The following is a 12,249-nucleotide window of genomic DNA, read 5'->3' on the forward strand; positions in this document are numbered from 1 at the left end:
TCAGGACGATCTTGGCGGCATGCGGCGATGGCATCACCCATGCTAACAAGAGCGTACGAATTAATGACTCAGGACACGAGGCATTCTTGACCAACGCCGAGAACATGGTGCGTTCCATTGGCCAGTCCCGGAAGTTGGGCGAGGAACTGCGCACCTTGATCTCCGTGCCGCTGTTCCATGTGACCGGCTGCAATTCGCAGCTGCTGGTCGCCGCCTACACCGGGGGAGCGGCGGTGATCATGCCGGCGCTGAGCCTACCCGAGCTGATCGCTGCGCTTCCCGCGCAACGGATTTCGTCGATGGTAACGGTTCCTGCGGTCTATTCGCTGCTGCTGCGGCACCCGGACTTCGCCGGCGTGGACGTCAGCGGGGTGCGCTGGGTCGGCTACGGTGGTGCGCCGACCGCCCCTGCCCTGGTGCGGTCGCTGCGCGACGCGTTCGGCGCGGCAACGGTGTTCAATGGCTACGGCATGACCGAGACGGCCTCGCTGATGACGGTGTTGCCCGACTCCGACGCCGTCGCCCACGCCGACTCGGTCGGCTACGCGGTGCCCTCGGGAGACCTCGGCGTCGCACCGCTGGACAGTAATCCCGGCGACCCGACCACCGGCGAGCTGGTGGTGCGGGGCGCGAATGTGATGCGCGGGTACTGGAACCGGCCCGATGCCACCGACGCCACCATCGTCGACGGCTGGCTGCACACCGGCGACGTGGTCCGCGTCGACGACGCCGGCCGGGTGCATATCATCGACCGGCTCAAAGACATCATCATCCGTGGCGGCGAGAATGTCTCCAGCGTCGAGGTGGAGGCGGCGTTGTTGTCGGCGCCCGGGGTCGCCGACGCCTGTGTGCTGGGGGTGCCCGACGACGTGATGGGGGAGAAGGTGGGCGCGCTGCTGCTCGGCGCAGGCCAGCAGGATTTAGACGTGGCAGCGGTGCTCGATCACTGTCGTGGTCAGCTGGCGGACTATAAAGTGCCGCAGTACATCACGGTCGTCGCCGAGGAACTGCCACGCACCGCCAGCGGCAAGCTGCTCAAGGGGCGGCTGCGCGAGCGGGTGCAGTGGGGCGACCCGCTGCGGTGAGCGCCAGCCACGCCCCGCCGAAGGCGGTGTTGATCGCCAACCGCGGCGAGATCGCCCTGCGGATCATCCGCACCGCCGCCGAATCCGGCTATCGCACCGTTGCGGTCTATGCCCCCGACGACGCCGACAGTCCGCACGTGCGCGCCGCCGACGACGCCATCGCACTGCCGGGCACCGGCCCCGCCGGTTACCTTGATCAGGGTGCCATCCTGGCCGCGGCGGAGAAATCCGGCGCGGTGCTGATTCATCCCGGCTACGGGTTCCTCTCGGAGAACCCGGCATTCGCCCGAGCGGTGGCGGCCGCCGGGCGACGCTTCGTCGGGCCGGATCCGGATCTGCTCGATACCTTCGGCGACAAGTCGGTGGCCCGCGGTGCCGCCATCGCCGCGGGCCTGCCGGTGCCGGCGGCCACCGACGGCGCCGGCGGTCTGGAACAGATCCGCGGCTTCCTGCAAGCCCACCCCGGCGGAATCATGCTCAAGGCGCTCGCCGGCGGTGGCGGCCGCGGGATACGCACGGTACGCGAAGCCGGTCAACTCGAGGACACCTACCGCTGGTGCACCGAGGAGGCCAGGCTCGGCTTCGGCGCGGCAGCGGTGTTCGCCGAAGAGTTCGTCGCCGACGCCCGCCACATCGAGGTACAGATCGTCGGCGACGGCGTGCGCGCCCTGGCGGTCGGTGATCGCGACTGCAGCATCCAGCGCCGCTATCAGAAGCTGATCGAGATCGCGCCCGCCCCGGCGGTCTCCGCCGGGCTGCGTACCGCATTGCACCGGGCGGCAGCCCGACTGTGCGCAGCGGTCCGGTACCGGGGCCTGGCAACCGTGGAATTCCTGGTCACCGGAGACGATTTCGTCTTCCTGGAGGTCAATCCGCGCATTCAGGTGGAACACCCGGTCACCGAGGCGGTGAGCGGGCTGGATCTGGTGGCGGTGCAGTTCCGGATTGCCGAGGGCGCCGCGCTGGGCGAGCTGGATCTGCCGGCCGGCGTCGTCGCCGCTGATGGTCGCGAAACCGGGGAACCGGCGCGCTCCCACGGGATCGCGGTCGAATGCCGCGTCAACGCCGAAACGGTGGCCGCCGACGGGGCAGTGCAACCGTGCGTGGGCACGCTGACGGCGTTCACGCCGCCAACCGGCCCGGGGATCCGGGTCGACACCTATGCCCGCCCGGGCCTGACCATCAGCCCCCGTTACGACTCGCTGCTGGCCAAGGTGATCACCCACGTGCACGGCACCTCGCTGGCCGCCGCGCTCCACAAAGCCCGCACGGCGTTGTCGGAGTTGATCATCGCCGGGGTCGGCACCAACGCCGGGCTGCTCGCCGCGGTGTTGTCGGAGGCGGAGCCGGCGACCGGGGCTGTCACGACCGGCTGGCTGGGCCGGCGACTGCCCGCCCTGGTGGGGGCCGCGTCGCCGACTAGCGCCGGGCATCGGTTACCCACAACGGATCTGGGCCCGGGCGAACACGTGCTGTACGCACCGATGGCGGGCACGGTCGCCGAAGTGGAGCCCGGCGGTGTGGTGCTGGAGGCGATGAAGATGCAGCACGTGCTCGCCGCTCCCGGCGCGATGGTGCGCGCACTGGTCGCCGTCGGGCAGGTCGTCGCCGCCGGGGAACCGCTGTTGGTGTTCGCCGGAGCCGGCGACGAGACCGGCGAGGGGCCCGACGGCGGCCCAGACCTGGATTCGCCACGGGCCGACCTCGACGAGGTCGCCCACCGCCACCGGCTCACTCGCGACGACGGCCGGCCCGAGGCTGTCGCCAGACGGCACCGGCAGGGGCGACGCACCGCCCGGGAGAACATCGCCGATCTGGTCGACCCGGGCAGCTTCGTCGAATACGGGGCGCTGGCGCTGGCCGCGCAACGCAGTCGGCGCTCCGAGGAGGACCTGATCGCCAACACGCCGGCCGACGGCCTGGTCGCCGGCCTGGCGACCATCGATTCTGCGCGGGTGGCGGTGGCCTCCTACGACTACACCGTGCTGGCCGGAACGCAGGGCATGCGCAACCACGCCAAGACCGATCGGCTCTTCGAGCTGGCAGCCCGTCGGCGAATTCCGTTGGTGCTGTTCGCCGAGGGCGGCGGCGGCCGACCCGGTGACACCGACGTCGCAGGCATGGCAGGGCTCGACCTCATGACGTTTCGCGCACTGGCCGCACTCAACGGCCAGGTGCCGCTGGTGGCCGTGGTGTCCGGCCGCTGTTTCGCCGGCAATGCGGCCTTGGCCGGCGTGTCCGACGTGATCATCGCGACGCCCGACGCCAATATCGGGATGGGCGGCCCTGCCATGATCGAGGGCGGCGGACTCGGGGTGTACCGGCCCGAGGAGATCGGCCCGATCGAGGTGCAGCGCCGCAACGGGGTGGTGGCGCTGGCCGCCACCGACGAGGCGCACGCGGTGGTGCTGGCCAAGCGCTATCTGTCCTACTTCGGCGGCGGGGTCACCGAATGGCGGGAACCCGATCCGAGACTGGCGCGGCATGTGGTGCCGCAGAACCGGTTGCGGGCCTATGACGTGCGCCGGGCGATCGAGGCGATCGTCGACGTCGATTCGGCGCTGGAACTGCGACCGGATTACGGGATCGGCATCGTGACCGCCCTGGTGCGCGTGCGCGGCGTGGCGTACGGGCTGCTGGCCAACAACAGCCACCACCTTGGCGGTGCCATCGACGCCGAGGCGGCCGATAAGACCGCCGACTTCTTCGCGCTGTGCGAGTCGTTTCGGCTGCCGGTGGTGACGTTGTGCGACACGCCGGGATTCATGGTCGGCCCGGACGCCGAACGGGAAGCCACCGTGCGCCGGTTCAGCCGGATGTTCATCGCCGGCGCCCGCCTGAGCGTGCCGATGGGGATGATCGTGCTGCGCAAAGGTTACGGGTTGGGGGCGATGGCGATGGCGGGCGGCTCTTTTCACGCCCCGCAGTTCACCGTTGCCTGGCCGACCGGCGAGATCGGCGGGATGGGTTTGGAAGGGGCGGTGCGGCTCGGGTTCCGCAAGGAACTCGCCGAGGCCGCCGACGCCGATCAGCGTCAACAGCTGTTCGAGCAGCTGGTGGCGGCGGCCTACCTGCGCGGACGGGCGCTGAGCGCGGCGACCACCTTCGAACTCGACGACGTCATCGACCCGGCGGAATCCCGACGGTGGATCGCGGGGCTGTCGAGCGGCTAGTTGTCCGTACCCCGCGCTACCTTGCCGGGTATGGACACCGCCCTGCTGATCCTGCTCACGTCACTGGCGTTGCTGGCGGTGATCCTCCAGGTGGTGGTGCTGCTGCGGCCGGGCGGCGGAGCGCTCTCACCCGAACAACTCGCCGCGCTGCGCGGCGACAGCGAGCGGGTGGAGCGAACGCTGCGCGAAGAGCAGCGCACCGGGCGTGCCGAACTCGCGCAGGCGTTTCACCAATGGCAGCTGACGCTGCACCGCTTCGGGTCGACCCTGCAGGGCACCCAGGACAAACTGGGCGCCACGCTGGATCGCCAACTCAAGAGCCTGCAGACCGAGAACACCGAGCAATTGGAGAAGATGCGCGCCACGGTCGACGAGAAGCTGCAGGCGACGCTGGAAACCCGGCTGGCCCAGTCTTTCACGCAGATCTCCGAGCGGCTGGAGGCCGTGCAGCGGGGACTGGGTGAGATGCAGACGCTGGCCACCGGGGTGGGCGACTTGAAGCGGGTGCTGACCAACGTCAAGACCCGCGGCATCTTCGGTGAGGCGCAACTGGCCGCGCTGCTGGCCGAGACGCTCACGCCAGAGCAGTACGCCACCAACGTGGCCACCGTGCCGGGATCGGCTGCCCGTGTGGAATTCGCGATCCGGTTGCCCGGCGGATCCGGCGCCGGTGAAGTGCTGCTGCCGATCGACGCCAAGTTTCCGCGGGAGGACTTCGAGCGCCTGCTCGACGCCCAGGAGAGCGCCGACACCGCGGGGGAGGCCGCCGCGCGGCAGGCGTTGATCCGGCGGATCGAAGCCGAAGCCGGCGACATCTGTGACAAGTACCTCTCACCGCCGCACACCACCGACTTCGCGATCCTGTTCCTGGCGACCGAGAGCCTCTACGCCGAGGTGCTGCGCCAACCGGGGCTGTTCGAACAGATCCAGGCCAAGTACAAGGTCACCCTCGCCGGCCCGACGACACTGGCGGCGCTGCTCAACAGCCTGCGGATGGGCTTTCGTACGCTGGCGATCGAGCAGCGCAGCAGCGAAGTCTGGCAGGTGCTCGGTGCGGTCAAAACCGAGTTCGGAAAATTCGCGGCGGTCCTGGAGAAGACCCGCAAGCAACTCGACACCGCCCGCAACACCATCGACACCGCCGGGGTCCGCACCCGCGCCATCGAACGCAAACTGCGCGGGGTGGAGTCACTGCCCGAACCGGAGGCTGAAGCCATGCTGGGCGGACTCGCCGACGGCGCCGCGACAATGGATGAACTTGACGTCGGATTCAGCTAAGCTGCCCGGATGGAAGCCGTGCCGGCCGCCCCGACCCGCCAACCGCCGGCGACGGTGCGCGGCGCACGGACCCGGGCCGCGCTGGTCGCCGCCGCCCGCAAGGTGTTCGAGCGGGACGGTTATCTCGACGCCAAGCTGACCGACATCACCAAGGCGGCCGGTTGCGCCACCGGGTCGTTCTACACCTACTTCGCGAACAAAGAGGAGATCTTCGCCGCCGTTCTCGAACAAGCACAGCAGGACATGATGCACCCGGGCATGGGCCGGGTGGGCGGCACCGACGATCCCTATGCGGTACTGGAGGCGAGCAATCGTGCCTACCTGGAGGCATATCGGCGCAATGCCAAGCTGATGGGCCTGCTCGAACAGGTGGCCCAGATCGATCCCACGTTCCGGGCTTTCCGATCGCAGCGCGCCGATGCGTTCGTCCAGCGCAATGCCGCCGGAATCGCCGATCTGCAGGCACGTGGGATCGCCGGCGCGGACGTCGATCCACTGCTGGCATCCCTGGCGCTCTCGGGGATGGTCAGCCGACTGGCCTACGGCGCGTTCGTGCTCGGCGAGGCGGTCGACATCGACTTCGAGGCGCTGGTGGGCACGGTGACCCGGCTGTGGGCCAACGCCCTGCGCTTTCCGGAAGGCCAATAGTTGAAGGTGAAATCGGTTTCAATTACGGTGACGGACGACCGAAGTGAGGGAAGGTGCCCATGAAGGTTGCCGAGCGGGTCGCCATCGTCACCGGGGGCGGTGGTGGCATCGGCGGCGCACTGGCCACAGCGCTGGCCCGGGCCGGGGCGACGGTGGTGGTGGCCGACCTCGACACGCAGGCCGCGGCGGCGGTGGCCGACGCCATCAACGCCGAGCGTCCGGGCGCGGCGACCAGCAGTGGCGGTGACGTCTCCGACACCGAGGTGATCCGGGAGCTCATCGCGCTCGCCGAGCACCACTACGGTCCGGTCGACATGTACTTCGCCGACGCCGGCATCACCGGCGCCCCCGGCCTGGAAGCCGACGACGGCGACTGGGACCAGGCGATCGACATCAACCTGCGGGCCCACATCCGCGCCGCGCAGCTGTTGGTCCCCGCCTGGGTGCGCCGCGGCGAGGGCTATTTCGTGTCCACCGCGTCGGCGGCCGGCCTGCTCACCCAACTCGGTGGCGCCACCTACGCCGTCACCAAACATGCCGCCGTCGGATTCGCCGAATGGCTCAACATCAGCTACGGCGATCAGGGCGTGCGGGTCAGCTGCCTGTGCCCGATGGGCGTCAACACCAAGCTGCTCTACGCCGGCGAACAATCCGGCGACCCGCTGGGAGATCTCGCCACCCGGGCGGTCACCGCAGCCGGCGAGGTGCTCGAACCGGCCGCCGTCGCCGAGGAGGTGCTCTCCGCCATCGCCGACGAACGCTTCCTGATCCTGCCGCATCCGGCCGTGCTGGAGATGTACCGGTTCAAGGGAGCCGATTACGACCGCTGGCTGCGTGGCATGCGTCGCTACCAGCGCGGCCTGCTCAATCCGGAAGTGTCCTAGAAGAGGAGTCTGCATGTCACTGTTCGAGATGTCGGAGCGCGCGGCGAAATACCGGTCCGACCTGCTGGAGTTCATGGACGCCCTGGTGTACCCGGCGGAGCCGGTCTACGAGACGCAGATGGCCGAATCCGGCAACCCACATTTTCAGCCCCCGATCCTGGAGGAGCTCAAGGCCGAGGCGCGAAACCGCGGTCTGTGGAACCTGTTTCACCCTCATCCGGACGTCGGCCCCGGCCTGAGCAACCTTGAATACGCGCCGCTGGCCGAGATCATGGGCCGCAGCCCGCACCTGGCGCCGGAGGCGACCAACTGCAGCGCGCCCGACACCGGCAACATGGAGGTGTTCACGCTGTTCGGCAGCGATGAGCACAAGGAGAAATACCTCAAGCCGCTGCTGGAGGGAAAGATCCGCTCGGCGTTCGCGATGACCGAGCCGGCGGTGGCCAGCTCCGACGCCACCAACGTGCAGCTGTCGATGGCCAAAGATGGCGGCGAATACGTCCTCAACGGACGGAAATGGTTTGCCTCCAATGCTTTACACCAGAACTGCCGGGTGATGATCGTGATGGGCAAAACCGATCCCGCCGCCGCCACCCACCGGCAGCAATCGATGATGGTGGTTCCCATCGACGCCCCGGGCGTCACCGTCATGCGCGGAGTCTCGGTCTTCGGCTACCAGGACCGCGAGGGCCACGCCGAGATCGACTTCAACGATGTCCGGGTGCCGGCCAAGGACGTGCTCAAGGGCGAGGGGGAGGGCTTCGCGATCGCCCAGGCCCGGCTGGGGCCGGGCCGCATCCACCACTGCATGCGCTGCATCGGCATGGCCGAGCGTGCGCTGGAACTGCTGTGCCGGCGTGCGCAATCCCGGGTCACCTTCGGCAAGCCGGTCTCCGACAACGCCAACATCCGCGACTGGATCGCCGAGGCGCGCATCGACATCGAGATGATCCGGCTGCTCACCCTCAAAGCCGCCTACCTGATGGACACCGTCGGCAACAAGGCTGCGCAGGTCGAGATCGCGGCGATCAAGGTCGCCGCACCCGAGATCGCGCTGAAGATCGTCGATCGGGCCATCCAGGTGCATGGCGCCGGCGGGGTCACCGAGGACTTCCCGCTGGCCGGGTTCTGGGCGCACCTGCGCACGCTGCGGCTCGCCGACGGTCCCGACGAGGTCCACAAGCGCGCCATCGCCCGGCAGGAATTGAAGAAGTACCGGGAGGCCGCCCAGTGACAACGGAGCTGACCGGGCGCACCGCGATCATCACCGGCGCCTCCCGCGGCATCGGGCTGGCGATCGGACAGCGACTGGCCCAGGCGGGCGCCAACGTGGTGCTCACCTCGCGCGACCAGCAGAGCGCCGATGCCGCGGCCGCACAGATCGATGGCGATGCGCTGGGTGTGGCCGCCCACGTCGCCGAGGACGACGCCGCCCAGCGCTGTGTCGATCTCACGCTGGAACGGTTCGGCAGCATCGACATCCTGGTCAACAATGCCGGCACCAATCCGGCGTTCGGTCCGCTGATCGACCAGGACCACGGCCGGTTCGCGAAGATCTTCGACGTCAACCTGTGGGGTCCGCTGTTGTGGACGTCCTGCGCGGTCAAGTCGTGGATGGGCGAGCACGGCGGCGCGGTGGTGAACACCGCCTCGATCGGCGGGATGAGCTCCGCGCCGCTGATGGGCATGTACAACGCCACCAAGGCCGCGCTGATCCACCTCACCAAGCAGTTGGTCCTGGAGCTCTCACCGGGCGTGCGGGTCAACGCCATCTGCCCCGGCGTGGTGCGCACCAAGCTGGCCGAGGTGCTGTGGCAGGAGCACGAGCAGGCGTTGTCGACGACGATGCCGCTGGGACGGATCGGGGAACCGGTCGATGTGGCCGACGCGGTCGCGTTCCTGGTATCCGATGCGGCGAGCTGGATCACCGGTCAGACGCTGGTGGTCGACGGTGGCCAGATCCTCGGTGACGCAACCGGTTTCCGGGCAGGTCATGGTGGCTGAGGTGCTCGGCGTCGACCCGCCGATGATCGCGCGTTGGATTGCGCAGTTGGGGATTCCCGTCAGCCGCCCGGTGAAGTTCGAGCGGATCGGGATCGGGCAGTCGAACCTGACCTACCTGGTCTCCGACGCCGCCGACCACCGGTGGGTGCTGCGCCGCCCGCCGCTGGGTGAGTTGCTGGCGTCAGCCCACGACGTCGCGCGGGAAGCACGGATTCTTGCCGCCTTGGAGGACACCGAGGTGCCCACCCCGCGGGTGTACGGGATGACCCGCGACTCGGAGGGCACGCCGCTGCTGTTGATGGAGTACGTCGACGGGGTGGTGGCGGACCGGATGTCGGTTGCCGAATCGCTGACACCGCAGCGGCGCCGGCAGATCGGGCTGTCAATGCCCAAGACGCTGGCCAAGATTCACGCCGTCGACATCAAAGCCGTCGGCCTCGACGATCTGGCCAGCCACAAACCGTACGCGCAGCGTCAGCTCAAACGCTGGGCCGGTCAATGGGAGAAGTCCAAGACCCGCGAGTTGCCCGCGCTCGATGACCTGACCCGGCGGCTGGTCGCGGCGGCACCGCCGCAGCAGGAACTCACCTTGGTGCACGGTGACTTTCACCTGCGCAACGTGATCACCTCACCGCAGAGCGGGCAGGTGGTGGCCGTGCTGGACTGGGAGCTGTCCACCCTCGGCGATCCGCTGGCCGACATGGGCAGCCTGCTGGCGTACTGGCCTGAGCCCGGCGAGGAGGACATCGCCGGAGAGTTCGTCCTCAGCACGCTGGAGGGCTTCCCCGGCCGGGCCGAACTGGCCCGGGTCTACCTCGAGCAGACCGGGCGCGACGCGGCGACGCTGCAGTACTGGCATGCGCTGGGGCTCTGGAAGGTTGCGATCATCGCCGAGGGGATCGTGCGGCGGGTGCTGGACAACCCGGTGAACAAGGCCGCTGCCGGGACCCCGATCACCGGGTGGATCGACGCGCTCGTGCGCAAGGCCCGCGAGGTTGCCGATGAAGCGGGGATCTGAGGGGAGGCGGTGACCCGCACCAGGGAACCGGATCTCGTCGACGGGGTTCCGCGCAGGCGAATAGCGGTGGCGTCGCTGATCGGCACCACGATCGAGTTCTACGACTTCTACGTCTATGCGGCCGCGGCGGTCACCGTCTTTCCGCACCTGTTTTTCCCACCGGGAAACCCAGCCGCAGCACTGTTGGCGTCGTTGGCGACGTTCGGCCTGGCGTTCGTGGCCCGGCCGTTGGGGTCGGTGCTGTTCGGCCACTTCGGCGACCGGTTGGGCCGCAAGGCCACGCTCGTCGCCTCATTGCTGGTCATGGGTGTGGCGACGTTCCTGATCGGGCTGCTGCCGACCTACCACCACATCGGCCTGGCCGCACCGGTCCTGCTGGCCATCCTGCGGTTCAGCCAGGGCCTGGCGCTGGGAGGCGAATGGAGCGGTGCGGCGCTGCTGGCCACCGAGACCGCCAAACCGGGCCGGCGGGCGTCGGCGGGGATATGGCCGCAGCTGGGCGCACCGCTGGGTTTTCTGTTCGCCACCGCGCTGTTCCTGCTGCTGCTGAAGCTGCTGGGGCCGGCCACCGCCGGCGGCGACGAGTCCGGGGCGTTTCTGAGCTGGGGCTGGCGCATTCCGTTTCTGCTGAGCGCCGTGATGGTCGGCGTCGGTCTCTATGTCCGGCTGCGGCTCACCGAGACACCGGTGTTCACCCAGGCGATCGAGGGCGGTGAACGCCTCACCGCGCCGATCGCCCAGGTGTTCCGGGACAGCTGGCGCGAGCTGGTCATCGGCACGCTGGTGATGGTGGCGACCTACACGCTGTTCTATACCGTGACGACGTGGACGCTGAGCCACGCCACCACCCAGCGGCCACCGCAGGGCACCGGGCTGGGTTACAGCTACGCCGACTTCCTCGGGCTGCAGTTGATCGGGGTGCTGTTCTTCATAGCGGTGCTGCCGCTGTCCGGGGTGCTGGCCGATCGATTCGGCCGTCGGCCGGTGCTGCTGGTCTTCATCGCCGGAATCATGCTGTACGGGACCACTTTCGGTCTCTTCTTGAGTCCGGACAGATCACCCGCGGCGATACTGGTCTTCCTGATCATCGGGATGACGTTGATGGGCTTGGCATTCGGGCCGATGAGCGCGGTGCTGCCCGAGCTGTTCCCGACCAATGTCCGCTACACCGGATCGGGTGTGTCCTACAACGCGGCGAGCATCCTGGGGGCGGCGGTGGCGCCGTTCATCGCCACCTGGCTGGCCACCGGGTACGGCGTGCGCTGGGTGGGCGTCTACCTGTCGCTCGCGGCGGCGCTGTCCTTCGCCGCGGTGCTGGTGATGCGCGAAACCCGCGACACCGAGCTCGACGAGGTCAGCATCGCCGACCACCTCGGTGACGCCCTGCATTCCGGCTAGGCCGGGAGCCGGCACGGCTATCCGGTCAGCGCGGCGGCGAACACCTCCCGCATCGCCGCCCAGTGCCGGGCCGCGGCGTCGGCGTCGTACGGCGCGTTGTCGGGGACCGCGAAGCCGTGGGCGGCCGGGTAGAACTCGACGGTGTGCTCGACGCCGGCGGCGGCCAGTGCCTGCTCCAGCGTCGCTGCCTGCGCCTTGGTGAAGGACGCGTCGTTGGCGGCACCGGCGACGTACACCGTGGCGCTCATCTGCTCAGCCAGCAGGTGCGGGCTGTCGGCCGCGTCGGTGACCAGGCCGCCGCCGTGGAACGACGCCGCCGCTGCCACCCGATCGGGAACACGGCCGGCCACGACCACCGAGATACGCCCGCCCATGCAGTAGCCGCAGACCCCGAACTTCTCCCCGCGGACTTCGGGGCGGCCCGCCAGATAGTCGAAGAACGCCTCGGCGTCGGTCGTCATCCGGTCGAAGGTGACGCTGCCCAGCATCGACATGATCCGGCCCCGCTCCTTGGCGTCGCTGAACGCGGTGGCCATGTCGAAGGGCGCCCAGCCGGGGTTCCGGTAGTACACGTCGGGCAGCAACACGGCGTAACCCGAACCGGCCAGTTCGGCGGCCATCTCGACAAAGGTCTGCCGCACTCCGCCGGCATCGGGATACATGACGACGCCCGGCCATGGACCAGCTCCGTCCGGGGTGAACAGCCGGACCGGGCAGTCGCCGTCGGCAGTGGTGATGGTGTCGGTGATCGTCGGCATGGC

The 12,249-nt window shown here is 69.0% G+C and carries 9 protein-coding genes and 1 pseudogene; 9 read left to right on the plus strand and 1 reads right to left on the minus strand.

Annotated features, from left to right (window positions below):
- Positions 1-74: 74 nt before the first annotated feature.
- The 9 genes and pseudogenes from BST10_RS18115 to BST10_RS18155 form a co-directional block, all read left to right on the plus strand.
- Positions 75-1,085 (plus strand): annotated as a pseudogene (locus tag BST10_RS18115) (class I adenylate-forming enzyme family protein); the annotation flags it as partial.
- Positions 1,082-4,258: an acetyl-CoA carboxylase family protein gene (locus tag BST10_RS18120; protein WP_083039612.1), complete on the plus strand. Its 3,177-nt coding sequence runs from the start codon at positions 1,082-1,084 to the stop codon at positions 4,256-4,258. The pseudogene BST10_RS18115 and the gene BST10_RS18120, both read left to right, overlap by 4 nt.
- A gap of 30 nt (positions 4,259-4,288) precedes the next feature.
- Positions 4,289-5,536, plus strand: a complete 1,248-nt coding sequence (locus BST10_RS18125) for a DNA recombination protein RmuC (RefSeq protein ID WP_013829448.1) — start codon at positions 4,289-4,291, stop codon at positions 5,534-5,536.
- 9 nt (positions 5,537-5,545) lie between these two features.
- Complete coding sequence (locus tag BST10_RS18130) at positions 5,546-6,184, plus strand: TetR/AcrR family transcriptional regulator (RefSeq protein WP_013829447.1); 639 nt, start codon at positions 5,546-5,548, stop codon at positions 6,182-6,184.
- A gap of 59 nt (positions 6,185-6,243) precedes the next feature.
- Positions 6,244-7,068 (plus strand): SDR family oxidoreductase, encoded by an 825-nt coding sequence (locus BST10_RS18135; RefSeq protein WP_083039613.1) that lies wholly within the window; start codon positions 6,244-6,246, stop codon positions 7,066-7,068.
- Positions 7,069-7,081: 13 nt separating this feature from the next.
- Positions 7,082-8,302 carry an acyl-CoA dehydrogenase family protein gene (locus BST10_RS18140; RefSeq protein WP_083039614.1) on the plus strand — a complete coding sequence of 407 codons (1,221 nt, stop codon included), beginning with the start codon at positions 7,082-7,084 and terminating at the stop codon, positions 8,300-8,302.
- Entirely contained in the window at positions 8,299-9,072 is a 774-nt protein-coding gene (locus BST10_RS18145) for an SDR family oxidoreductase (protein ID WP_083039615.1), read from the plus strand. Before BST10_RS18140 ends, BST10_RS18145 begins: the two co-directional genes overlap by 4 nt.
- The gene (locus tag BST10_RS18150) at positions 9,062-10,090 is read left to right on the plus strand and encodes a phosphotransferase family protein (protein ID WP_083039616.1); all 1,029 of its coding nucleotides are present in this window, start codon (positions 9,062-9,064) and stop codon (positions 10,088-10,090) included. The genes BST10_RS18145 and BST10_RS18150 overlap by 11 nt, the downstream gene beginning before the upstream one ends.
- Before the next feature lie 9 nt (positions 10,091-10,099).
- A complete protein-coding gene (locus BST10_RS18155) occupies positions 10,100-11,488 on the plus strand; it encodes an MFS transporter (RefSeq protein WP_083039618.1) in 1,389 nt (462 codons plus the stop codon).
- 17 nt (positions 11,489-11,505) lie between these two features.
- On the opposite strand, the gene BST10_RS18160 is transcribed toward BST10_RS18155, so the two are convergent.
- The gene (locus BST10_RS18160; protein WP_083039620.1) at positions 11,506-12,246 is read right to left on the minus strand and encodes an alpha/beta fold hydrolase; all 741 of its coding nucleotides are present in this window, start codon (positions 12,244-12,246) and stop codon (positions 11,506-11,508) included.
- Positions 12,247-12,249 lie beyond the last annotated feature (3 nt).

The organism is Mycolicibacter algericus DSM 45454 (assembly GCF_002086455.1).
Classification (GTDB): Bacteria; Actinomycetota; Actinomycetes; order Mycobacteriales; family Mycobacteriaceae; genus Mycobacterium; species Mycobacterium algericum.